Source organism: Vibrio sp. QJM3NY_26 (assembly GCF_057786005.1).
Map to the genome: position 1 here is coordinate 566,975 of NZ_CM173515.1, position 24,917 is coordinate 591,891.

General features: G+C 44.8%; 20 protein-coding genes. 12 read left to right on the forward strand and 8 right to left on the reverse strand.

The genetic code is table 11. From position 1 onward, the window contains the following. Positions 1–20: 20 nt before the first annotated feature. The 6 genes from murJ (at position 21) to ispH (ending at position 7,902) form a co-directional block, all read left to right on the forward strand. Positions 21–1,583, forward strand: coding sequence for a murein biosynthesis integral membrane protein MurJ (murJ, locus tag AC3CH4_RS02485; protein ID WP_050546228.1), 1,563 nt, complete (start codon positions 21–23; stop codon positions 1,581–1,583). Between the two features lie 70 nt (positions 1,584–1,653). Continuing rightward, positions 1,654–2,589 (forward strand): bifunctional riboflavin kinase/FAD synthetase, encoded by a 936-nt coding sequence (gene ribF, locus AC3CH4_RS02490; protein ID WP_017077722.1) that lies wholly within the window; start codon positions 1,654–1,656, stop codon positions 2,587–2,589. Positions 2,590–2,652: 63 nt separating this feature from the next. Continuing rightward, the gene (ileS, locus tag AC3CH4_RS02495) at positions 2,653–5,511 is read left to right on the forward strand and encodes an isoleucine--tRNA ligase (protein ID WP_488543247.1); all 2,859 of its coding nucleotides are present in this window, start codon (positions 2,653–2,655) and stop codon (positions 5,509–5,511) included. Between the two features lie 160 nt (positions 5,512–5,671). Continuing rightward, positions 5,672–6,172 carry a signal peptidase II gene (gene lspA, locus AC3CH4_RS02500; RefSeq protein ID WP_488543248.1) on the forward strand — a complete coding sequence of 167 codons (501 nt, stop codon included), beginning with the start codon at positions 5,672–5,674 and terminating at the stop codon, positions 6,170–6,172. A 194-nt stretch (positions 6,173–6,366) separates the two neighbouring features. Next, positions 6,367–6,798 carry an FKBP-type peptidyl-prolyl cis-trans isomerase gene (gene fkpB / locus AC3CH4_RS02505; RefSeq protein ID WP_102501027.1) on the forward strand — a complete coding sequence of 144 codons (432 nt, stop codon included), beginning with the start codon at positions 6,367–6,369 and terminating at the stop codon, positions 6,796–6,798. Positions 6,799–6,945: 147 nt separating this feature from the next. Beyond that, positions 6,946–7,902 carry a 4-hydroxy-3-methylbut-2-enyl diphosphate reductase gene (ispH, locus tag AC3CH4_RS02510; protein ID WP_029222310.1) on the forward strand — a complete coding sequence of 319 codons (957 nt, stop codon included), beginning with the start codon at positions 6,946–6,948 and terminating at the stop codon, positions 7,900–7,902. A 140-nt stretch (positions 7,903–8,042) separates the two neighbouring features. Here ispH and btsR read toward each other — a convergent pair whose 3' ends face one another. The 3 genes from btsR to AC3CH4_RS02525 form a co-directional block, all read right to left on the reverse strand. Beyond that, positions 8,043–8,774 (reverse strand): two-component system response regulator BtsR, encoded by a 732-nt coding sequence (btsR, locus tag AC3CH4_RS02515; protein ID WP_004735051.1) that lies wholly within the window; start codon positions 8,772–8,774, stop codon positions 8,043–8,045. Positions 8,775–8,879: 105 nt separating this feature from the next. Then, on the reverse strand, positions 8,880–10,550 hold the full coding sequence (locus tag AC3CH4_RS02520; RefSeq protein WP_114632993.1) for a sensor histidine kinase: 1,671 nt from the start codon (positions 10,548–10,550) through the stop codon (positions 8,880–8,882). A gap of 284 nt (positions 10,551–10,834) precedes the next feature. Beyond that, complete coding sequence (locus AC3CH4_RS02525; RefSeq protein WP_171328922.1) at positions 10,835–12,325, reverse strand: carbon starvation CstA family protein; 1,491 nt, start codon at positions 12,323–12,325, stop codon at positions 10,835–10,837. Between the two features lie 252 nt (positions 12,326–12,577). On the opposite strand from AC3CH4_RS02525, the gene AC3CH4_RS02530 reads away from it, so the two are divergent. Continuing rightward, entirely contained in the window at positions 12,578–12,928 is a 351-nt protein-coding gene (locus tag AC3CH4_RS02530; RefSeq protein WP_017091341.1) for a DUF2799 domain-containing protein, read from the forward strand. A 109-nt stretch (positions 12,929–13,037) separates the two neighbouring features. On the opposite strand, the gene murQ is transcribed toward AC3CH4_RS02530, so the two are convergent. Both murQ and AC3CH4_RS02540 read right to left on the reverse strand, forming a co-directional pair. Next, the gene (gene murQ / locus AC3CH4_RS02535; RefSeq protein WP_065207256.1) at positions 13,038–13,958 is read right to left on the reverse strand and encodes an N-acetylmuramic acid 6-phosphate etherase; all 921 of its coding nucleotides are present in this window, start codon (positions 13,956–13,958) and stop codon (positions 13,038–13,040) included. 83 nt (positions 13,959–14,041) lie between these two features. Continuing rightward, positions 14,042–15,157, reverse strand: coding sequence for an anhydro-N-acetylmuramic acid kinase (locus tag AC3CH4_RS02540; RefSeq protein ID WP_488543249.1), 1,116 nt, complete (start codon positions 15,155–15,157; stop codon positions 14,042–14,044). 121 nt (positions 15,158–15,278) lie between these two features. Here AC3CH4_RS02540 and nagZ point away from each other — a divergent pair, with 121 nt between their 5' ends. From nagZ to tyrA, 3 genes are all read left to right on the forward strand, one after another. Further along, positions 15,279–16,268, forward strand: a complete 990-nt coding sequence (gene nagZ / locus AC3CH4_RS02545; protein ID WP_171308534.1) for a beta-N-acetylhexosaminidase — start codon at positions 15,279–15,281, stop codon at positions 16,266–16,268. Positions 16,269–16,514: 246 nt separating this feature from the next. After that, complete coding sequence (locus AC3CH4_RS02550) at positions 16,515–17,588, forward strand: 3-deoxy-7-phosphoheptulonate synthase (protein ID WP_237291130.1); 1,074 nt, start codon at positions 16,515–16,517, stop codon at positions 17,586–17,588. A 117-nt stretch (positions 17,589–17,705) separates the two neighbouring features. Further along, on the forward strand, positions 17,706–18,833 hold the full coding sequence (gene tyrA, locus AC3CH4_RS02555; RefSeq protein WP_017072892.1) for a bifunctional chorismate mutase/prephenate dehydrogenase: 1,128 nt from the start codon (positions 17,706–17,708) through the stop codon (positions 18,831–18,833). A gap of 164 nt (positions 18,834–18,997) precedes the next feature. On the opposite strand, the gene AC3CH4_RS02560 is transcribed toward tyrA, so the two are convergent. From AC3CH4_RS02560 to ettA, 3 genes are all read right to left on the reverse strand, one after another. Further along, complete coding sequence (locus AC3CH4_RS02560; RefSeq protein WP_237300706.1) at positions 18,998–20,008, reverse strand: M23 family metallopeptidase; 1,011 nt, start codon at positions 20,006–20,008, stop codon at positions 18,998–19,000. Positions 20,009–20,058: 50 nt separating this feature from the next. Then, complete coding sequence (locus AC3CH4_RS02565; RefSeq protein ID WP_280533184.1) at positions 20,059–20,427, reverse strand: PilZ domain-containing protein; 369 nt, start codon at positions 20,425–20,427, stop codon at positions 20,059–20,061. Positions 20,428–20,517: 90 nt separating this feature from the next. Beyond that, positions 20,518–22,185: an energy-dependent translational throttle protein EttA gene (ettA, locus tag AC3CH4_RS02570; protein WP_488543250.1), complete on the reverse strand. Its 1,668-nt coding sequence runs from the start codon at positions 22,183–22,185 to the stop codon at positions 20,518–20,520. A gap of 264 nt (positions 22,186–22,449) precedes the next feature. On the opposite strand from ettA, the gene sltY reads away from it, so the two are divergent. Beyond that, positions 22,450–24,399 carry a murein transglycosylase gene (gene sltY, locus AC3CH4_RS02575; protein ID WP_488543251.1) on the forward strand — a complete coding sequence of 650 codons (1,950 nt, stop codon included), beginning with the start codon at positions 22,450–22,452 and terminating at the stop codon, positions 24,397–24,399. Between the two features lie 172 nt (positions 24,400–24,571). After that, on the forward strand, positions 24,572–24,865 hold the full coding sequence (trpR, locus tag AC3CH4_RS02580) for a trp operon repressor (protein ID WP_017084809.1): 294 nt from the start codon (positions 24,572–24,574) through the stop codon (positions 24,863–24,865). The last annotated feature ends 52 nt before the right edge of the window (positions 24,866–24,917 follow it).

Sequence of the window (24,917 nt, forward strand, 5' to 3'; positions counted from 1 at the left end):
AACCAGTGTCAGAGGTTTCTGTGAGTAAACGACTATTAAAGTCAGGCCTGATTGTCAGTGCAATGACTTTTGTTTCCCGTGTGTTGGGGCTAGTACGTGATGTAGTAGTAGCAAATTTGATGGGAGCAGGAGCGAGTGCCGACGTATTTTTCTTCGCTAATAAAATTCCTAATTTCTTACGTCGACTTTTTGCAGAAGGCGCGTTTTCTCAAGCGTTTGTTCCTGTATTAACAGAATATCACGCCGCAGGTGATAAAGATAAGACACGAGATTTAATTGCTAAAGTGTCGGGTACGCTCGGGGTTTTAGTGTCTATAGTGACCGTTATCGGAGTCTTGGGCTCGGGTGTGATCACTGCGATGTTTGGTGCAGGTTGGTTTATAGATTGGTTGAATGATGGCCCAGCAGCCCCTAAATTTGAGCTGGCGAGCTTTATGCTCAAGATTACCTTTCCTTATTTATGGTTTATTACCTTTGTTGCTTTATCTGGTGCAATCCTCAATACCATGGGTAAATTTGCGGTTTCGTCATTTACACCTGTTTTCTTGAACGTAATGATCATTGCTTGTGCTTGGTTTCTTGCTCCTAATTTAGAACAGCCTGAAATTGGCTTGGCAATCGGTGTGTTTCTTGGTGGTTTAGTCCAATTTCTTTTCCAAATGCCTTTCTTGATAAAAGCGGGTGTTCTGGTTAAGCCGAAGTGGGGCTGGAGAGATCCGGGCGTTGTAAAGATCCGTACGCTAATGATCCCAGCTCTGTTCGGTGTATCGGTCAGCCAAATTAACTTATTGTTTGATACCTTTATTGCTAGCTTCCTAGCGACCGGTTCGATCAGTTGGTTGTATTATTCAGACCGACTGCTTGAATTCCCACTAGGTCTATTCGGTATTGCTATTGCGACTGTCATTCTTCCTGCTTTGTCTCGTAAACATGTTGAAGCTCAAGGTGAAGGGTTTGCGCACACCATGGACTGGGGGGTGCGTATGGTGTTGCTGCTTGGCATTCCTGCGATGTTAGGCCTAATAGTGTTAGCTAAGCCGATGCTGATGGTGCTCTTCATGCGTGGTGAGTTTTCGCCACATGATGTACAGCAGGCATCAATGTCATTGGTTGCTTACGCATCGGGTTTGCTGAATTTCATGCTGATTAAAGTGTTAGCTCCGGGCTATTACTCTCGCCAAGATACTAAAACTCCTGTGAAGTACGGCATTATCGCCATGGTCACCAACATGGTGTTCAACGCGATTTTTGCGTATTTCTATGGTTATGTTGGTTTGGCGATAGCGACGGCATTGTCTGCCTTTGTGAATATGGCCTTGTTATATCGTGGATTGCATCTTGCAGGTGTGTATCAATTATCTAAGACAACCTTGTTGTTCAGTGCCAAATTGATTATCTCAGGCGTAGTGATGGTTGCGGCGATTTTATGGCAGTTGGATAATATGCAACATTGGCTTGAATGGAGCTTTAGCCAGAGAGCGCTGACATTAACAGGCTTGATTGGACTTGGTGGCTTTGTTTATATTGTTTCGGTACTGATTTTAGGTATCCGAGTAAAACATTTAAAAGCAGCGACAGATTAATACTGATTAGTATATAATCCGTCGGTTTCACACAATAAATGATGCAAATAACAGGTTTTAGCTGATCATAATGGAACTGATCCGAGGTATACACAATATTAAAGCGCAGCATCATGGCTGTGTATTAACCATAGGTAACTTCGATGGTGTTCATTTAGGACATCAAGAGGTTCTGAGTCAGGTTTCTAAACAAGCTGCAGCATTAGGGCTCCCTTCTGTTGTCATGACGTTTGAACCACAGCCTATGGAGCTGTTTGCCCGAGGTAAAGCGCCAGCACGTTTAACTCGCTTACGAGATAAATATGTGCAACTGAGTAAGCTAGATATCAGTCGGTTGTTGTGTGTGAATTTCAATCAGTATTTTGCAAGCTTATCCGCAGAAGCATTCATTAAGGATCTTTTGGTTGATAAGCTTGGTGTGAAATTCTTGGTGGTTGGTGACGATTTTTGCTTTGGCAAAGGTCGAACAGGTAATTTCGCGATGCTTAAAGAAGCGGGCGAAAAATATGGTTTTGAGGTGGTAAGCACCCAAAGCTATTGCTTAAATCAATTACGAGTAAGCAGCACTGAGATACGGAATGCACTAGCGGTCGATGATTTGGCTGCAAGTGCTACCATGTTAGGCCGTGACTACAGTATTAGTGGTCGTGTGTCTCATGGTCGAAAACTAGGGAGAACTATCGGTTTCCCTACCGCTAACATTCCATTAAAGCGTTGTGTTTCTCCTGTATCGGGAGTGTATGTTGTTGAAGCATTGGATATCGACGGTGTTCCTGTCGGTGGCGTTGCTAATATTGGACAACGACCAACGGTTAATGGTGTAAGGCAGCAATTAGAAGTGCACTTTTTTGACTTTAAAGCCAATTTATATGGTAAACAGTTAGAAGTACGACTTTTGCACAAACTGCGCGACGAGATAAAATTTGAATCGTTCGACGCACTAAAGAATCAAATAGAATTGGATGCTGAAGCCGCAAGGGTGTGGCTGCTTCAGCTAAAGAATTAGTCGGATGATTCCACCGATTAACATAATGTCTAACTTCGCCCAATATAACGGAATTAAGAATCGATGAGTGATTATAAAGATACCCTGAACTTACCAGAAACAGGGTTCCCAATGCGCGGCAATCTGGCAAATCGTGAACCAGAAATGCTGAAGCGTTGGTACAAAGAAGATCTTTACGGTGAAATCCGTAAGGCAAAGAAAGGTAAAAAATCTTTCGTGCTGCATGATGGCCCTCCATACGCGAACGGCGACATTCACATTGGCCACGCGCTGAATAAGATTCTTAAAGACATTATTATCAAATCTAAGACCCTTTCTGGTTTTGATGCACCGTACATCCCAGGTTGGGACTGTCACGGTCTTCCAATCGAGTTGATGGTTGAGAAGAAGAAAGGTAAGCCAGGTCAGAAGATTTCGGCTGCTGAATTCCGCGAAGAGTGTCGTAAGTACGCTGCGGGCCAAGTTGAAGGTCAGAAAGAGAGCTTCAAACGTCTTGGTATCATGGGCGAGTGGGATAAACCTTACCGCACTATGGATTTCGGCACTGAAGCGAATATCATTCGTTCTCTAGGCAAAATCGCAGACAAAGGTCACCTTCTTAAAGGTTTCAAACCAGTTCACTGGTGTACTGACTGTGGTTCTGCTTTGGCTGAAGCTGAAGTTGAATATAAAGATAAAGTTTCTCCATCTATCGATGTGAAATTTACAGCAGCTGACGAAGCGGCGCTTCTAGAGAAATTTACTCTAGCGGAAGGTCACGCGGGTCAGGGCGAAATCTCTATCGTTATCTGGACGACAACACCTTGGACTCTGCCTGCTAACCGCGCAGTATGTCTACGTGATGATCTTGAGTACGTACTTATCCAAGTTGAAGCGAATGGCGAACAGCCAGCTCAACGTATCGTTGTTGCTTCTGAACTAGCAAAAGACGTAATGGATCGTGCGGGTATCGAGCACTTCCATAATCTTGGTTTTGCGACTGGTGCTGATCTTGAGCTTTCTCAGTTCAACCACCCGTTCTATGACTTTACTGTTCCTGCTGTTCTTGGCGACCACGTTACAACGGATTCAGGTACTGGTGTGGTTCACACTGCGCCTGGTCATGGTCAAGAGGATTTCGTGGTTGGTAAGAAGTACGACCTAGAAATCGCTAACCCAGTAGGCTCAAACGGCGTTTACCTGCCAGATACTGAGCTATTTGCTGGTCAGCATGTATTCAAAGCGAACGATTCTGTTTTAGACGTTTTAAAAGAGAAAGGTGCACTACTGCATCACCACGCTTACGAGCACAGCTACCCACATTGTTGGAGACACAAAACTCCAATTATCTTCCGTGCAACACCACAATGGTTCATCTCTATGGATCAAGCTGGCCTACGTGCAAAAGCACTTGAGTCAACGAAGAGTGTTGAATGGATGCCAGAATGGGGTCAAAGCCGTATCGAAGGTATGATCGAAGGTCGCCCTGAGTGGTGTATCTCTCGTCAACGTACTTGGGGTGTGCCAATTGCTCTGTTCGTTCATAAAGAAACATCCGAACTTCACCCAGATAGCCCAGCTCTTATTGAAAAAGTAGCGAAGCTTGTGGAAGAAAAAGGCATTCAAGCTTGGTGGGATGTAGATGCTGCTGAACTGATGGGTGCTGAAGACGCTGACAAGTACGAGAAAGTACTTGATACGCTAGACGTATGGTTCGACTCAGGTGTAACGCACTTCTCTGTTGTGGATTCTCGTGAAGAGTACAACTTCCCGAATGAAGAAAGAACGCACAGTGCTGATCTTTACCTTGAAGGTTCTGACCAACACCGTGGCTGGTTCCAGTCATCTTTGATTTCATCTATCGCGATGAAAGACGAAGCACCATACAAGCAAGTGCTAACGCACGGTTTCGTGGTTGATGGTAACGGCCGTAAGATGTCTAAATCTATCGGTAACGTTGTTGCTCCTAAAGATGTAACGAACAAGCTAGGCGCAGATATTCTACGTCTATGGGTTGCTTCTACGGATTACACTAACGAAGTTGCGGTTTCTGACGAGATCCTTAAGCGTTCTGCTGATGCTTACCGTCGTATTCGTAACACGGCTCGTTTCTTCCTAGCGAACTTGAACGGTTTCAACCCTGAAACGGATCTAGTTCCTGCTGAAGAAATGGTAGCACTTGATCGCTGGGCTGTTGGCCGTGCTCAAGCTGCACAAGAAGAGATCGTTAAAGCATACGGTGAGTACAACACTCACGGTGTGACTCAACGTCTAATGCAGTTCTGTTCTATCGAAATGGGTTCTTTCTACCTAGACGTAATTAAAGACCGTCAGTACACAGCGAAACAGGGCAGCCATGCTCAACGTAGCTGTCAAACGGCGCTTTACTACATCGTAGAAGCTCTAGTTCGTTGGATGGCTCCTATCATGTCGTTCACTGCAGATGAAATCTGGAACGAGATGCCAGGCGAGCGCGACACGTTTGTATTCACTGGCGAGTGGTTCGAAGGCCTATTCGGTCTTGCTGATGACGAAGAGCTAAGCAACGAATTCTGGACTGAAATCCAGTCAGTTCGTGGCGCAGTGAACAAGCTTCTTGAGGATGCTCGTAAAGAGAAAACGATCGGTGGTGCATTGCAGGCTGAAGTGACTCTATACGCTGACGACGCACTGGCTGCTAAAATCAACAAGCTAGAAGATGAGCTACGTTTCGTACTTATCACCTCTGCTGCTGTTGTTAAGCCGCTTAGCTATAAGTCTGATACAGCTCAAGCGACAGACGTTGCAGGCCTATACGTTGAAGTTGCAGCAACTGAAGCTGAGAAGTGTGACCGTTGCTGGCACCACACTCCAGATGTAGGCACAATCGAAGGTCACGAGAAAATTTGTGGTCGTTGTGTGTCGAACATCGATGGTGAAGGCGAAGTGCGTAAATACGCATAACGACTCAGAGAAAGACTGAACTTTTTGTAAAAATCATAGCCCCAGTATCAACTGGGGTTATTTTTAATTATAGGAAATGTGTTTAACCGAGTTGAGTGCTCATCATCCCTTAAACAGGATGATTAAATGGGTACTGGCTTCGTAAATACTAGGAATAGAAATGAGTGAAGTTTCGTTAAAACAATCTGGTGTGCGTTGGTTATGGCTGGCTCTGTTGGTCTTCCTTGCAGATATTGGCATCAAACTATTCGTTATGGACAATATGGGTTATGGCTGGGCAAACCGTATCGAGGTGTTACCATTCTTTAACTTTTTGTATGTCCATAACTATGGTGCAGCATTTAGCTTTCTGAGCGATCAGAGTGGCTGGCAGCGTTGGTTGTTTACTGGTATCGCCTTTGCGGTAACGGGCATGCTGACATACTGGATGAGTAAACTACCTGCGGCAGAGAAGTGGAATAACATTGCTTATGCGATCATCATTGGTGGCGCTGTTGGAAACGTATTTGACCGAGTCGTACACGGCTTTGTTGTCGATTACTTAGATTTCTACTGGGGTACTTACCATTGGCCTGCGTTTAACTTAGCGGATATGGGGATCTGTATCGGTGCTGTGATGATCATCTTAGATGGCTTTCGCAAGAAAGATGAAAGCAAATAGGCTACTCAGGCATTAATGAGTATTAAGTAAATCGCTTTTAAATAGATTGCCCTAAAGTCAGTCTATGACTCACAGAATAGAATAGCCCTAAGCGCTGTCGGTTGATTCCGACGGCGCTTTTTTTTATGCTGCAATTAATAAGGGAGCAAAGCAGAATGCGTTCTCAAATAATAAAGAAATCTAAGGAAAGTAACGTGGCAGCAATTAAAAATGATTCAGCAGTAACTCTACATTTTACGATTAAAATGAAGGATGGTTCAGTTGCCGATAGCACCGAAAATATGGGTAAGCCTGCGAAGTTCGTTATGGGTGATGGCAGCCTAAGTGAGAACTTTGAACAGTGCCTGATTGGTCTTGAAACGGGGACTGAAAAGTCTATCGAATTGAAGGCGCAAGACGCCTTTGGTATGCCAAATCCAGATCATATCCATCATATGGATCGTGCTAAGTTTGTTGGCGATTCTGAAGTCGAAGTTGGCACTATTATGGCTTTCTCAGGTCCTGATGGTATGGAGATCCCGGGTATTATCACTGATATTGCAGGTGATTCAGTGACCGTTGATTTTAATCACCCATTAGCAGGCCAAGACGTTACGTTTGACGTCAACATCTTAGCGGTGGAATAACGATAGAATAGCTGTCTTCACGCTAGAACAAGATAGCCTTACAGCTGTGATGTCACCCGAAGCTTCACTGTCTAGGCGCTTCACTGTAGAATGCGAACCTCGCTGACAGCGAACTCTATAGAAACAACCTTAGTACCGCGGTAAATGATGAGCAATGAAATGAAAATAATGTTAGCTAACCCTCGTGGCTTTTGTGCTGGTGTCGATCGTGCGATCAGCATCGTAGAACGCGCACTCGAAATGTATCAGCCACCGATCTATGTTCGCCATGAAGTGGTGCACAACCGCTTTGTTGTTGAGGGGCTCAAGCAGCGTGGTGCTATTTTTGTCGAAGAACTGAGTGAAGTGCCAGACGACAACATCGTGATCTTCTCTGCTCACGGTGTCTCTCAAGCGGTTCGTAAAGAAGCGAAAGAGCGTGAACTCACGGTATTTGATGCAACATGCCCATTGGTAACCAAAGTACATATGGAAGTTGCTCGTGCGAGCCGCAAGCATATGGAAGTGGTTCTGATTGGTCACGCGGGTCACCCAGAAGTGGAAGGCACCATGGGTCAGTACGCTAGCCAAACAGGTGGAATGTACTTGGTTGAGAAACCAGAGGACGTACAGAACCTAGTGGTGAATGATCCAAGTAACCTGCATTACGTTAGCCAAACCACGTTGTCAGTTGATGAAACTGCAGACGTGATTGAAGAGCTGCGTCGAGTGTTCCCTGAGATCCAAGGCCCACGTAAAGACGACATCTGCTACGCGACTCAAAACCGTCAGGACGCAATTCGTGAGATGGCCGGTGATGTTGATGTGGTGATAGTTGTTGGTTCTAAGAACTCATCGAACTCAACTCGTTTAAAAGAGCTAGCTGAGAAGCTCGGTACGCCAGGTTATCTAACAGACTGCCCTGAAGACATTCAAACTGAATGGGTTGAAGGGAAAAAGAAAATCGGTGTAACAGCCGGTGCTTCTGCTCCTGAAGAGTTGGTAAACCAAATCTTAGATCGTATTCGTGAGCTGGGTGCTACCGAGGTTGAAGAGATTCAAGGTCGTGAAGAGAACATGTTCTTCGAAGTACCGAAAGAGCTGCAGATTAAGCAAGTCGACTAATCACTATTGATGTGTGACAAGATCGATTCGTAACTCTATCGATTCGCAAACACTATTGATTTGTAAACAGCAGGAAGCCAACGTTGATGCGTTGGCTTTTTTGATCGTGCTTTGGAACAAGTCGTCGAATTTCTAACAAGTTACTGGAGACCGAGTAGCTCTTTCAGTGTCTTGAGGTAGCGGCGGCTGACAGGCACTTCAAAGCCAGTCAGCGTGATGATCTCCGCTAATCCATTTTCCAACAGTTTGATCTCTTGGATCGATTTTATGTTGATCAAATACTGTCGATGACAACGGATCAAATCGGTTTTTTCTTCCAAGATCTTTAGCGTTAACTGTGAGGTCGCCGTTTGTGAGGAGCTACGAACATGCACACCACTGATATCCGAATAAGCGCACTCGACCGTTTGGCTCGCCATAATCACTATGCGGTTATGGCCGATACACGGGATCTGTTCTAAACGGCAAGGAGCAATGGCAGAGATGTCTTGTTCCGGCGCTTTGTGGTTCTGCTTGATGACCTTATTCAGACGACAAACACTCTTGTTTAATCGACAAGGTTCAACCGGTTTGAGTAGGTAATCAAAGGCATTGTCTTCAAAGGCTTGAATCGCATATTGGTCGTAAGCAGTGACGAATACCACGTAGGGCATGGTGTCTGGGTCAAGCATGCTTAATAGTTCGATTCCGGTAACTTGCGGCATTTGGATATCCAAATACACCACGTCAGGCTTGAGCAGATTGATCTGTTTAAGTCCTTCGATCGCGTTACTTGCTTGGCCGATGATTTCCACCTCTCCTGTTTCGGTCAGTAGTTCAATCAGTTCTTCGCGAGCAAAAAGCTCATCATCGACAACTAATGCCTTTAACATCCTACAATCTTCATCTTGGTTCTATCCCTGTTTGATTCATGCTTATCTTTTAAATGTCTGCTTCTAAATGTTTCAACTCGGAGCGATTCGTCTCCGAAAATACCTTTATTTTAGTATAGGTATGATAAAGCTCATTCGAGTGAATTGCTGTGGTTGAGATTCTATTTTTAGTGCTGAATCTTGTCCAAAGAAATTAGTGAGTCGTTTATCAACAATTTCCATCCCTAAACCGACATGGTCTTGAGAAGGCTTTTGATAGTTGCCTGCATTGTCTTCCACGATCAGCTTAAATCCACCCTCGAAGGCTTCGCTATAGATCTTCACTTGGCCGCCTTCCAACATGTTTGAAATACCATGCTTGATGGCGTTTTCAACCAGTGGCTGCAGGGTAAAGCTTGGCAGTTGCGACTCATACAGTTGTGGGTCGATATCCCATTCCACTTCTAATCGATCGGTAAAGCGTGCTTTCTCTATGGTTAGATACGCATTAACGTGTGCCAGTTCATCTTTGAGCTTTACAGTGTTGATGTTCTGCTTCAGGTTACTTCTAAAGAAGTGAGACAGATGCTGAATTAGCTCCCGAGCTTTATCTGGGTCGCGACGTGTCACTGCGCTGATTGTGTTAAGCGCATTAAACAAGAAGTGTGGGTTCACCTGTGCATGCAGCAGTTTGATTTCCGCTTGGGTGAGCAGCGTTTGCTGTTGTTGATAATTACTAAACAGGATCTGGCTCGACAATAGCTGAGCGATACCTTCACCCATCGACATATTGATGGTCGAGAATAGTTTCAACTTTGGCTCATACAGTTTGATGGTTCCGATGACTTCGTTTCCTGCTCTTAACGGGATAATTAGCGCGGAGCCTAACTTACAATCCTGCGAAAGGGAGCATTGGTATGGATTCTCTTTGCCATCAAGGTAGATGATGTCGTTCTGTTCCATCGAAGTGAGCGTGCTCTGCGATGAAATAGGGGTGTTCGGAATATGGTGTTCATCACCAATCCCGATGAACGCTAGGATTTTTTCTCGGTCGGTGATCGCCACCGCACCAACGTTAGTCTCTTCGTAAATGATACGCACGATTTTTTGCGCATTATCCGAATTGAATCCACCATGCAAAATACCCACTGAACGCTCGGCGATGGTTAATGCGCGGCGTGAGAAAGTTGCCGAATACTTCTCGAAGATGGTTTTCCGATCTTGGATGATGCTCATGAACAGCGCCGCACCCACTGAGTTAGCAATGATCATTGGCGCGGCAATATCAGAAACCAGAGCGTAGGACTGCTCGAATGGTTTCGCGACCGCTAACAGAATTAGCATCTGAATAATCTCTGCAAACAAGGTAACAGAGAAAACCACCAATGGATTAAACAGCTGGCTGGCTTTGTTCTTTCTGACGAGATAAACGTGCAATAGGCCGCCAATCAAGCCTTCAGCTGTGGTGGAAATAGCACAAGCCAAGTCTGTGAAGCCGCCTAATGAGTAACGGTGAATACCGCCAGTAAAGCCGACGGCAAAGCCAACGACAGGGCCGCCAAATAGACCACCCATGACCGCACCCATCGCGCGCGTATTGGCTATCGCGTCATTAATCTGCAGTCCAAAATAGGTGCCCATAATACAGAACAGAGAAAACAGAACATAACAGCTGACTTTATGACTTAAGCGTGAAGAGATGCTCAACAAAGGGAGAATCAGTGGAGTTTTACTTAGCATGTAAGCAATTACTAAGTAAACACAGGTTTGTTGCAGCAGAGAGAGAATGAGTTCCATATTTTCACCTATTGAGACGCTGGTTAAGTGTAAAGCTCATTGCGTGGTAACGGTAGCTTTGCTTGTGTTTTCGTTGGTTATATCGAGTGACGATTGCTTGTCAGGCGGAGATACCAATATTGATGTACTAATGCTGAGATACAGTAAAGCCCATCACAGAGGACGGGCTTTAGTCATAATTTCCACGAATCACTGGGTGATTACGGGAGCAAGCGAAGTGTGTTTGGCTTGTTTTTTCGTCTCTCTATGAAGACGTGTCTCTTGTTCTCAGGAGTCTGAAAGAACTAGGCGGTTTTGGTGACGCCTTTTGCTTCTTTTTCTTCTTCATCAGCAAGGTCGATATCGCCTTTGCCTTTTGAAATTTTGATAACGTAAGCAGCAATTCCGAATGCACTCACCACGCCGATGATAGTTGAAAGCTGCATTGGTAGACCGAAGCCCAGTTGGCTGTTGTTCAGGATGAATGTGATACATACAGATGTCATGAACACAGCTGGAACCGTTGTTACCCAGTGCAGTTTATTGTGACGAAGTAGGTAAGCCGAAGCTGTCCATAGCATCATGACTGCTGTTGATTGGTTAGCAAAACCGAAGTAGCGCCAGATGATGCCGAAGTCTACTTGAGTCAGGACGCCACCGATAACGAACAGTGGTAGAGCCATCAGTAGGCGGTTACGCAGTGTCTTCTGTTCCATGTTGAAGTATTCAGCAAGGATAAGACGGCTTGAACGGAACGCTGTATCACCAGAAGTGATAGGTAGGATAACCACGCCAAGGAAAGCAAGGATCCCGCCAAATACACCCAGTAGGCCAAATGAAGCGCTGTATACCACGTTACCAGGGCCGCCGTTTGCAATCGCGTCAGACAAAGACTCAACTGAACCGAAGAATGACAGAGCAAGCGCACACCAGATTAGAGCGATGATGCCTTCACCAATCATTGCACCGTAGAATACGAAGCGACCATTTTTCTCGTTTTCCATGCAACGCGCCATTAGTGGAGACTGAGTTGCGTGGAAGCCAGAGATAGCACCACAAGCGATGGTGATGAATAGAGCAGGCCAAAGCGGTAGATCGTTAGGGTTCATGTTAGTGAACATGTCTTTCATCTCGAAGCCACCCATGATTTGGTGCTCGTCAGATAGACCAATCGCAGTGATTAGGCCAACAGACATAAAGATAAGCAGTGCACCAAACAGTGGGTAGAAGCGACCAATGATTTTATCGACAGGGACAATCGTTGCGATGATGTAGTAAGCAAAGATGATGACAACCATGGTGCTCGTAGACATTACGAAATCAGTTTGGTCGTTCACTAGGTTAGTGATCATGCCTGCTGGAGCTGAAACGAATACCACACCAACAAGAAGCAGTAGAACAATGGCAAAGATGTTCATAAAGTGTTTTGCGCCATTGCCTAGGTAACGTCCAGTGATGGTTGGAACCGAAGCGCCACCATTGCGGATAGATAACATACCTGAGAAGTAGTCGTGTACGGCACCAGCGAAGATACAACCTAGCACGATCCAAAGCATTGCTGCTGGGCCGTAAAGGGCACCCATGATAGGGCCGAAGATTGGACCTACACCTGCAATGTTAAGCAGTTGAACTAGGTAAACCTTTGGCGTCGACATTGGAACGAAGTCCACGCCGTCTTGCTTGGTGTGAGCGGGTGTTTGACGCTTTTCATTGATACCGAAAATCTTCTCGATAAAGGCACCGTAAATAAAGTAGCCACCAATGAGTGCTGCAACACAGGTAAGAAACCACATCATAATTTGTTATCCCTGAATGTATTAATTAAGTCAGGGTGTATATTAAAGGAGTGTATGAGAAGAAACTTCCGCTATGAGAGTGAGTGGTCGAATAGCTAATTAAGTGGTGTTATAACTGATTGAGCGGTTTGTTCTCTTGCTTAAGAGGACAACAACAGACAATGAGTGGACATCAGTACGTGTCCAGCGGAGAATCGCCACAAAGGCAGCGCTTCGTCAGGAAGTGGTGAAGTAACAATATAAAGGATTGAAATGAAAAAAATAATAGCACTATTCGCCGTGGCATTTAGCCTTGCAGGATGCAGCGCCAATGTTCAAGATTTAGCGGCCGAAGGCAATTGGCAAGAGATTGGCTATCGTGACGGTATCAAAGGTAACACTCAACGTTCTTACCAAGAGATGACTAAGCTTGGAACGGTAGACCAATCAAGCTACAGCAAAGGTTACTATTTAGGTGTTGCTGAATACTGCAACCCAAACCATGCTTATCAAATTGGCTTATCTGGCCAGGTTTATGAAGGCGTTTGTTCAGGTACGGAAGACGCTCAACGTTTCCGTATGGAATGGCAGCGCGGCTGGGATGAGTTTTCTAACGACTACTAAGCTCAAACTAGCGATTAGAAAATAAAAAGACCAGTGCCGCATGTGTACTGGTCTTTTTGTATGTCGTTAAAGTAGCTGTCTAAATGAGAAGCTACAAACCAAATTAAGATTACTGATTATTCTCGACCGCTTTTCTCAAGAAACCATTTTGTTGATCAAGTTGAGCCTTAGCTGGTTCTAACCCCAGCCCTGTCAGAATCATCAAAATAGACAGTTTCACATCATAATCGGTGGTTTTAAGTGTCGAAACAGCAAGGGCTTTATCACACTCCGTCGCTTGGATAACGATACGAGCAGCGCGGGCAACCAATTTTTCATTGGTTGCTTTTACGTCGACCATCAGATTTTGGTAGCTCTTACCGATACGAATCATGCTGGCAGTCGTTAGCATATTTAGCACTAATTTTTGCGCCGTACCTGATTTGAGGCGTGTTGAGCCAGTCAATGCTTCCGGGCCAACCACTGGGCTTATCGCGATTTGAGCAATCTCAGCAATCGGAGAGCCAGGATTACAAGACAGCGCAACCGTTACTGCTCCTATTTGATTTGCGTAGTTGAGTGCACCAATTACGTAAGGTGTACGGCCACTAGCAGCGATGCCTACCACGACATCATTTTCTGAAAACTGAATCGCTTTGAGATCTTCAATTCCGAGAGTCAGCGAGTCTTCCGCACCTTCTTTGGCTTTTAAAATCGCCTCTGGTCCGCCAGCGATGAGACCGATAACCATCTTGTCTGAAACGCCGAAAGTCGGAGGGCATTCTGAGGCATCTAACACGCCCAATCGACCACTGGTTCCTGCGCCCATGTAAATCAATCGGCCACCATGTTGAAAGGCGTGAGCGATTTTATCAACGGCTTGAGCTATCTGTGGCAGCTCTACTTCGATTGCCAGTGGGACTTGCTTATCTTGTTGATTAATCTTTTCAACCACTTCGAGAGAGGTGAGCAGATCAATATCCATAGTATCAGGGTTTCTCCCCTCCGAAACGAGGTGCGAGAGCGCTGATATGAGAGCGTCGTTACTCATAGTGATCCTTAAATGATGGTTCTAAAATTGTTTAGACAGCACCGCGAAGTCAGTATTGTTACTAAGTCAGCACGGCTATCAAGTTAATCTGCACGATATAGAACGCCTAGAGAGGCCGCTCTGCTTGCGCCAGTCACTTCCGGTAAATTGCTTGGCAGTTGATGAATATGACGTTGAGCAAGCCACGCAAAGGCCATGGCTTCCATGTAATCGGCATCAACGCCTTTACTGGTCGTCGACTCAACCTCCCAGCTAAGAAGCAGTTCAGACAGTCTCTTCATCAACAATGGATTTCTCGTACCACCGCCACACACATACAGTGCAGGTTGGTTACCCAAGCGATAAGTTTCTACTTCATTGGCTATCGTTAATGCGGTGTATTCACAAAGCGTGCGCTGAACATCTTCTGCCGCAAGATCTTTAAATTCTGTTAACTGTTGTTCTAGCCAAGGTAGGTTGAACAGTTCTCTACCAGTACTTTTCGGTGGCATTTGAGATAGATAAGATTCATCTAACAGTTGTTTGAGCAAGCCATGGTTTAGTTGGCCTTTAAGTGCGAATTGCGCATCGCGGTCAAACTGTTCGCCAGTGTGTTTATCAACCCAAGCGTCCATCAACATATTGCCCGGGCCTGTATCGTAGCCAAGTGTTGGTTGATTCGGTCTCAGCACTGAAATGTTAGAGATACCACCAATATTCAAGACCACGACAGAGCTGTCTTGCGGGTGAAAAATAGTATGGTGGAAGGCGGGTACTAGAGGAGCCCCTTGCCCGCCTAGTGCCATGTCTTTTCGTCGGAAATCAGCGACTGTTTTAATCTGTGTTTTAGCGGCAATGATATTGGCATCACCCAACTGCATGGTAAATGGCGAATCACCCGTTGGCTGGTGGAATACAGTTTGGCCATGATTACCAATCGCACTCACAGAGGATGCAGGTGTAACTGACTTGTCGAGAAGTTGCAGAACCGCATCAGCAAATAAATGGCCAAGCTGGTGGTCGAGTTCGCCAATGGTAATCAAATCGGTTTTCTGACCAATACAAACCTCAAGTAGGCGCGCTTTGAGGTCATCAGGCATTGGGAACTCATCATGAGCAAGCAATGTAATGCTATCGTCTTCAATCGAGACTAACGCTGTATCAACACCGTCCATACTCGTCCCCGACATCACACCTATATACAGTTCTTTATGATCCATTCCTAAGCTCTTGCCCTGCATTCTTAAAGTCTTCCACAGATTGGTTTAAAAACATTGTAAAGCAAATTTAAAGAGAATAATCTCGGGAAGTTTATGAAATTAGGTTTAATAAGGGATAAATATGGGACCGTTGTGGGTAGATGTTGCGGGCTATGAGCTAACAGCTGAAGACAGAGAAATTTTAGAGCATCCAACCGTTGGTGGTCTCATCTTATTTGCTCGAAACTACCACGATAGCAAACAGCTTTCGGCGTTAAACAAAGAGATCCGCAAGGTAGCGAAACGTCCTATTTTGATTGGTGTTGACCAAGAAGGTGGCCGAGTTCAGCGCTTCCGCGATGGATTTTCAATTATCCCTGCCGCTCAAGAATTCGCGACTAAGAATAATGGTGAGCAGTTAGCAGAACAAGCCGGTTGGTTGATGGCGGCGGAATTGATTGCCCATGATATCGATCTGAGCTTTGCGCCTGTATTAGACAAAGGCCATGAGTGTAAAGCGATTGGTAGCCGAGCGTTTGGTGAAGATATTGATACTATCGTTCGCCACAGTAGTGCTTTTATTAAGGGCATGAAATCGGTTGGCATGGCGACAACAGGCAAGCACTTCCCAGGACACGGCGGTGTGATTGCTGATTCGCATCTTGAAACGCCTTACGATCCTAGAGACGACATCTTTGAAACCGACATGGCCATCTTCAAGGCTCAAATTGAAGCTGGAATATTAGATGCGATGATGCCTGCGCACGTGGTTTTTTCGCACTATGATGATCAGCCAGCGAGTGGCTCTGAGTATTGGTTGCAGAAAGTATTGAAGCAACAGCTTGGATTTAAAGGCTTGGTGTTCTCTGATGACCTAACTATGGAAGGTGCTGCGATTATGGGTGGGCCAGCCGATAGAGCGAAGGCTGCTCTGAATGCAGGGTGTGACATGGTGCTGATGTGTAATAAGCGAGATGCACAAATTGAGGCTCTTGATCACTTAGCGATTCAAGAGGTGCTTTTAGCCAACTCATTGCTTAAAAAGCACAGCTTTGATTTATCGACGCTTCACTCAGATAGTCGATGGAAAAAGGCCTCAGAGCAAATTAAGCGAATGTTAAACGCTGGGTGATAAATAAACACTCTATAAGTTTGAAGAAGGCGATATGAGAAATATCGCCTTTTTTGTATGTGTGGGGCGCGGTTTAAACTGGTTTGTGTATCAGAGTGAACTAAAGAGAGTGTGTAAATTTAAATTTACAGTAAATGTTTTTTATTGTTTACACTTGCAATCGTTTTTGTAGCTGTTATTGTGTTTTTAAAGATTGTTAGCCCAAATGTAAATGTTGGGTGTAAAAATAAATATACAGGTTGAGTTATGCAGAAAAGTGAATTAAGCAATGTCAATATCATCGACGAACAGGTACTGATTACTCCAGAGGAGTTAAAAGCAAAACTGCCTTTGAGTGATAATGCTCGTCGTTTCATTCAAGAGTCTCGTGAAACTATAGCAAATATCATTCATAAGAAAGATCATCGCATGCTTGTAGTATGTGGCCCATGTTCTATCCATGATATTGAAGCTGCGAAAGAGTACGCGAAACGCCTCAAAGCACTTTCTGAAGAACTGAGCGACCAACTGTATATTGTTATGCGTGTTTACTTTGAAAAGCCTCGTACCACTGTTGGTTGGAAAGGCTTGATCAATGACCCACATCTAGATGGTACGTTCGATATTGAGCATGGTCTGCATGTTGGTCGTGAGCTTTTAGTTGAGTTAGCTGAGATGGAAATCCCACTAGCGACCGAAGCGCTAGACCCAATCAGCCCACAATACCTAGCAGATACATTCAGCTGGGCAGCAATCGGCGCACGTACGACTGAGTCACAAACCCACCGCGAAATGGCGAGTGGTCTTTCAATGCCAATCGGCTTTAAGAATGGTACGGATGGCAATCTAGGTACTGCAATCAATGCAATGCAGGCGGCTTCTTCTAGCCACCGTTTCATGGGTATCAGCCGTGAAGGTCAAGTCGCACTACTCACGACGCAAGGTAACCCAAATGGTCACGTAATTTTACGTGGCGGTAAGCAGACGAACTACGATTCAGTATCTGTACACGAATGTGAGCAAGAGCTGGGTAAGTCTGGCTTAGAGGCGGCACTAATGGTTGACTGTAGCCATGCGAACTCTCGTAAAGATTTCCGTCGCCAACCGCTGGTGGCTGAAGATGTCATCCATCAGATTCGTGAAGGTAATAAGTCGATTATCGGCCTGATGATTGAGAGCCATATTAACGAAGGAAACCAATCTTCAGATATACCTCTCAATGAGATGAAATACGGGGTATCTATCACGGACGCGTGTATCAATTGGGAGTCAACTGAGGCACTATTGAAGCATGCACATACGGAATTAGTCCCGTTCTTAGAGAACCGCTTGAAAGGTTAGTCAGGGTTTAAAATTTAAGTGCCTCATCTAATGGGGCATTTTAAGATCTGTTGCTAACGAACCTGCGCCAGGTGGGCTTAAAGATTAGCACGGGCTTATAGATGAGTAAGGAATAAAATGGCCGTTGAACTGAACGAATTACGCGACCAAATCGATGCTGTCGATAAACAAATGTTGGATTTACTGGCTCAACGTCTTGCTCTAGTAGAGAAAGTAGGCGAAGTGAAAAGCGAACATGGTTTACCTATTTATGTACCAGAGCGCGAAGCTGCGATGCTGGCATCTCGTCGTCAAGAAGCCGAGAAAATAGGGGTTCCACCGCAGTTAATCGAAGATATTTTGCGTCGTACTATGCGTGAGTCTTATGCCAGTGAGAAAGACTCTGGCTTTAAGTGCCTTAACCCCGAGTTGCGTTCAGTGGTTATCGTTGGTGGTAATGGTCAGCTTGGCGGTTTGTTTGGACGTATGTTCAAGCTTTCTGGTTACGAAGTGAAAATTCTCGGCAGCCAAGATTGGGATAAAGCCGATGAGATCTTAGATAATGCTGGCCTTGTGGTTGTAACGGTTCCAATTCATCTAACTGAAGGTGTTATTGCGAAGCTGGGTAACCTACCAAGCGATTGTATTCTTTGTGATTTGACGTCGATTAAATCAAAACCTCTACAAGCCATGATGAACATGCACCAAGGCCCAGTGGTTGGATTACACCCAATGTTTGGTCCTGATGTTCCAAGCCTTGCGAAACAAGTGATTGTTTACAGTGATGGACGTGGTTCTGAAAGCTACCAATGGTTGCTGAATCAATTTGGTATTTGGGGCGCGAGCCTGTGCCAAATGGATGCTGCTGAACACGACCACGGCATGACCTTGATTCAAGCACTTCGCCACTTCACCTCTTTTGCTTACGGATTGCACCTGAGTAAAGAGAACCCGAACATTGATCAGCTTCTGAAGCTAAGCTCACCAATCTACCGACTTGAAATTGCGATGGTTGGCCGTCTGTTTGCTCAAGACCCGAACTTGTACGGTGATATCATTCTTTCTTCGGATGAGAATATTGAGATGATTCGACGCTTCCACAGTCGTTTCGGTGAAGCATTAGAAATCTTGGATGGGAAAGATAAAGCCAAGTTTGTTGATAGCTTTAATCAAGTCAGTGATTGGTTTGGAGATTACTCGCAACAGTTCTTGCAAGAGAGCCAAAACCTTTTAAAACAAGCACATGACTCTATTCATCGTGGCTAATCACTATTTGAAATTATAAAAAAAGAGCGACCTGATGGTCGCTCTTTTTTTATCTAATTCAGGACTAAAAGTAGTTGGCCTACAGTAGGCTAAAAGCAATTAGATCATCATAGGCCAAACCAACTGGCCCTAATAATCAATAGCTAATAACCAACAGCTAATAACTAGTTAGTCGCGATAGGCTTTTTAGTATCTTCACTTGATACCGTGTCGATAGTCGAGCTAATGTAAGGCACATTCGTCAGGTTGATCTGCAAGCGAACCACATTATCAATCAGTTGAACCAGTGGACCCCACTTAACCTTTTTCTCTTTCTCGAACACGTAGTTGAAGTTTTCCGGTGTCCAATCCATTAAGTATTGCGGATTTAGGGAGCGACCAAGAAAGCGTACTTCATAATGCAGGTGTGGCCCGGTTGAGTTACCTGAGTTACCACAACTCGCAATCACATCACCTTTACTAACAAACTGACCGCTGCGAACTTTGAATTTTTGTAGATGTGCGTAAGAACTCATGAAGCCGAACGAATGACGCATAGTAATAAAGTTACCGAAGCCTTTTTTACTTGGCCGTACCGTTTCAATAACGCCATCTGCGGGCGCGACAATATCTTCACCACGCTTACACGTTAGATCGATACCAGTATGTACATGGCGTTTTCCTGAAATAGGATTAGTACGGCTACCATAAGAAGAAGAGATACGTTGATAAGCCATAGGACTGTCGTTTGGAATCAAACGGAACATCGTCGCTCTTACTGCTGAATCTACCGCCGCAGCATCAATGCGATCTTCTAAAGAGATATCATCGGTAAGCAGTTCTTCATCAGCAAGACCCAGCACGGATTCCACATCAAATACACGCTTACCAAGCAGTTGAATGGTGCCTTCTTTTTCTGTCAGTGTTTGCGATAACGAGTGATTGGTTTCTACCTGCTCAGCGTAAAGAAACTCGGTTTGCTCTTTTTCAACAATCAGCGTTTCAATCAACTGTTGTGCATCGCCTGCTTGCATCGCGAGCTCTTGTTTACCTTCGAAGTGCATGTATGCAGCTCCGCCAATTAACAGTGGCACTGAAAAAATGGCAGTGGTGCACATGAGCACGGCTTTTCGGCCGAAGTAAAACGTCTGTTCCCCTTGGTTAGAGGGAATAGTAATGGAAATTTTTTTAGACATGGTTCTGTATTAACTAAATGCTTCTAATAGAAAAAAGGGTAATGGAGATATTATTCTTTACCCAAATCGGTAAGGTGTTCAATCTCTCTATAAAGCAGTTCATCGTCGCCGACATTAAGCTCAACAAGGCGCTTAAGGTGGCTAATACTATCAATATCTAAATGCTCTATGCGTAAACGCATTGAGGTATTGATGGTAGAGACTATCATTGCTTCTAACTGAATATTGATATCACTGTTGGTGAGCTTAAAGCTGACTTGAACAGGAGCATCGTGGCTGAGTTGCTGCCATTTATCACATTGAATGAGTAAACCATGGAGAGATAAGTCTTGCACTGAGCCTGATACATTTACTTGTCCTTGTGAGATCTCAGTCGGGACTTGATAAATAACTCGTGAAAATTGACGTCTTTCAAGCATAGGTAATTTCTCTATATCAATAGGTAAATAGTAAGCCAGATATATCAAAGGCCGCTATTATCGCGGCCTTTGTTCAAAATACAAGCTAATTTACTTCGCAATACGCTTGTACTTGATACGGTGCGGTTCAGCCGCTTGTGCGCCCAGAGTCTTTTTCAGCCACTCTGTGTATTCAGTATAGTTACCTTCGTAGAAGTTAACTTGACCTTCATCACGGTAGTCTAAGATATGGGTCGCAATACGGTCAAGGAACCAACGGTCATGCGAGATAACCATTGCACAGCCAGGGAACTCAAGCAGCGCTTCTTCAAGTGCACGCAGAGTTTCGACATCAAGGTCATTGGTTGGTTCATCGAGTAGCAGTACGTTGCCGCCCGCTTTCAGCAGTTTAGCAAGGTGAACACGGTTACGTTCACCACCAGAAAGCTGACCGATGATTTTCTGTTGGTCGTTGCCTTTGAAGTTGAAACGAGAACAGTAAGCACGTGCAGGGATTTCGAAGTTGTTGATCTTAATGATATCAGCGCCTTCAGAGATCTCTTGGAATACTGTTTTGGTGTCGTCCATGCTGTCACGGAACTGATCAACAGAAGCAAGCTTAACCGTTTCGCCTAATTCAACTGAACCTGAATCTGGCTGTTCTGCGCCGCTTAGCATCTTGAATAGTGTTGATTTACCTGCACCGTTGGCACCTACGATACCCACAATAGCGCCTTTAGGCATGCTGAACGATAGGTCGTCGATAAGAACGCGATCACCAAATGACTTCGTTAGGTTCTTAACTTCAAGTACCTTGTCACCTAAACGCTCACCCGGCGGGATGAACAGTTCGTTGGTTTCGTTACGCTTCTGGTATTGGCCAGTCGTTAGTTCTTCAAAACGAGCCATACGAGCTTTAGACTTCGCTTGACGGCCTTTAGGGTTTTGACGAACCCACTCAAGTTCTTTCTCGATTGTCTTTTGACGTGCGCTTTCGCCTGATTTTTCTTGTTTCAGACGCTCATCTTTCTGCTCTAGCCAAGATGTGTAGTTACCTTCCCATGGAATACCTTCACCACGGTCAAGTTCTAGAATCCAGCCAGCAGCGTTGTCTAGGAAGTAACGGTCGTGGGTAATAGCCACAACAGTACCGCTGTAATCAACAAGGAAGTGCTCAAGCCAAGCCACTGATTCTGCATCCAAGTGGTTGGTTGGTTCATCAAGAAGCAGCATGTCTGGCTTTTCTAGAAGTAGACGACAGATCGCAACACGACGACGTTCACCACCTGATAGGAATTCGATTTTCGCATCCCACTCAGGAAGACGAAGTGCGTCAGCTGCGCGCTCTAGAGCTGTCTCTAGGTTGTGGCCGTCTTTCGCTTGGATCAGAGCTTCAAGCTCGCCTTGTTCTTTAGCAAGAGCGTCAAAATCTGCATCTGGTTCAGCGTAAGCTGCATATACTGCATCGATACGCTTAAGTGCGTCTGCAACATCAGAAACCGCTTCTTCTACGATTTCACGCACTGTTTTTGATTCGTCTAGTATAGGCTCTTGCGGTAGGTAACCGACCTTAAGACCTTGTTGTGCACGAGCTTCACCATCAATATCAGTATCAATACCAGCCATGATACGTAGTAGGGTAGATTTACCTGAACCATTTAGACCCAAAACACCGATTTTAGCGCCAGGAAAAAAGCTAAGAGAAATGTCTTTAAGAATTTGACGCTTAGGTGGAACAGTTTTGCTCACCCGAGACATGGTATATACGTATTCAGCCATTGCCGATCGATCCTAATTTATTGTTCAAAATTGTCGTCTATTTTATACCAATATCCCCAAAGATGTTACTCCTAGGACAGAAAAGCCATTCTTGAACTAATCCTTACCTATTATTGTCACATTGGTCATTAAAACTATATTTAATAAGCTTCTGAGGCGAAGTGTTAAATATTAATAATATTTACACTCAAACTCTTTACATTTGATGTGATGTCGGGCGTAAATAGACTTCACGTATTCATACACGCACTAAGGAAAGAGCGAATGTTTTTCCGCATTGGTAATACGAAAATTGCTGTGGCTGCATCGGCAATTTTGTCTTCATTTTCACTGGCTCCGATGGTTATGGCTAGCAATGCCTCCGAGCTTGAAATGCAGCGTGATGTTTATGACAGAGCGCAAGAGGTTTTAGACAACCGTGATCTAGAAGCTTACTCTGCGCTACGTAACAAAATTCAAACATATCCGTTAACGCCTTACACTGATTATCGAGCCTTCTTATTAGGCTTAGGTGATCGCACACCTACTGAAGTGGATGCCTTTATTGAAGAGAATAAAGCCCTACCATTTTCGAATCGTATGCGTGCGCCTTATTTAGATTTATTGGCGGCTCAAAAACAGTGGAAGACGATCCTTGAGTTTCAAACCCAAGAGCCGACTGGTGAAAAATACCAGTGTATCTATTACCGAGCACATTATGAGCAAGGCAATCAAGAGCTTGCCTTCAAAGGTGCGAAACAGCTTTGGCTAAGTGGTAATGGTGTTGATGACGCCTGTGACCCGCTCTTCGAAAGTTGGGATGAAGCGGGTTTAAGAACGGATGAGCTGATATTACAGCGAATGCTATTGGCGTTTGATAAACGAAACGGCAAGTTAATGACCTATCTGATCAAGCAATTAGATCATGATGAGTCAATTGCTCAAGCTAAGCAGATGAAGGCGTTGTACAACAAGCCTGAAAATGTACTCGCGTTTGCTAAGAAGCACCCAGCGAATGAATTCTACCAAGCTCAAACCGAATTTGGTTTCGAGAAGCTAGCAAGGAAATCAGCAAGCAGCGCTCAAGAGGTTTTTGATGATGTTGTGAAAGCTCAAAAGTTTTCGAAAGAAAAATCCCAAGAGCTAGCGGACTACCTAACGTTCCGATTGATCAATACCGACTCTGAAGAGTTGATGGCGTGGCGAGACAAAATGCTCGAGAGTTCATCAAAGCAAGTCTTGTTGGAAAGACGTGCTCGTTTAGCTATTCAGCATGCAGATTGGACTGGCTTGAAAGAGTGGATAGCGCGCTTAGATGATAAGCATCAGGCTTCGCTTCGCTGGCAGTATTGGCAGGGTAGAGCAGAGATAGCACTCGGTGATACTGCTAAGGGTAACAAACGACTGTCAGATATCTTGGGTCAGCGTAATTTCTACAGTGTGGCTGCGGCTAAGCAGTTAGGTAAGCCAGTTCAGTACCCAACATCGACACTCAAATACAACGCTGAAACAGTAAAGCCATTTGAGACTTCTTTGGTTCGAATCGGCGAGCTGATTGACCGAGATAAAATTGCGGCAGCGAAGAGTGAATGGCGTTGGTTGTTAACCAATGCTGATAAAGATCAGAAATCAATGCTTGCCGCTCATGCTGCGACGCAGCGTTGGAACCACTTTACAGTGACTGCGAGCATCTCTGCGAAGATGTGGGACAACATCGCTTTACGCTTCCCTGTTGCTCATAAGTGGTGGTTTAACTTCTATGCAGAAAAGCACGATATAGACCCGATTACCTTAATGTCTTTAGCGAGGCAAGAGAGTGCGATGGATTCAGAGGCTCGCTCTCCAGTTGGCGCGCGTGGCATCATGCAAATTATGCCAAAGACGGCTCAATATACGGCTAAAAAACATAAGATTAAGTACCAGGACAGCGATGATCTTTATGATGTCGGCAAGAACATTGAGATTGGTAGCCACTATCTAGATGGCCTATTAGCTCAATATGATAACAACCGTATTTTTGCATTTGCTGCTTATAATGCAGGCCCGAGTCGTGTGAAACAATGGCGTTCACGCAGCGATGAAAAGCTCGATGCATTTGCTTTTATCGAAATGATTCCATTCAAAGAGACTCGTGGTTACGTTCAGAATATCTTGATGTTTGAGACCTACTATCGAGATATCTTGGGCGAGAAAGGGGTGTTTTTAGCGCCCCATGAGGCCGAAACGAAATACTAGGGGGTCGGTACTTTCTCCGAAACTGAGTAATATTAAAGGCAGTGAGTGCGAACCAGTTCCACTTGCTGCCTTTTTACATTGGATCAAAGCAAGTGTTTCGGTATAAAGTGTTAAACGCTTTCAATCATTAAGCGGCTACTTCAAGCCAAAATTTAAAAGTAAGTGTAGAGATATGGCATCACAACCTGAATATGAGAATTGGCAACAACTAATGGATTTGGTAAAAACAGCGGCTGAGAAAGATCAGCATGAACTGTTGTTGACCATGATGATGACACCTGATGAGCGAGATGCTTTGGTCGCTCGAGTGAATATTCTTTGTGAACTCATGAAAGGGGACATGTCACAAAGACAGGTGAGCCAAATGTTAGGTGTGGGTGTGGCTACGATCACGCGAGGCTCTAATGAGCTAAAGGCTAAATCTGAGCAAGAGAAAGCGGCAATTGCAGAGCTGTTACTCAAGTAAGCATTTAAACAGTAAGCCTTAAGAACTTGATAAAAACGCTAACCATAGGTTA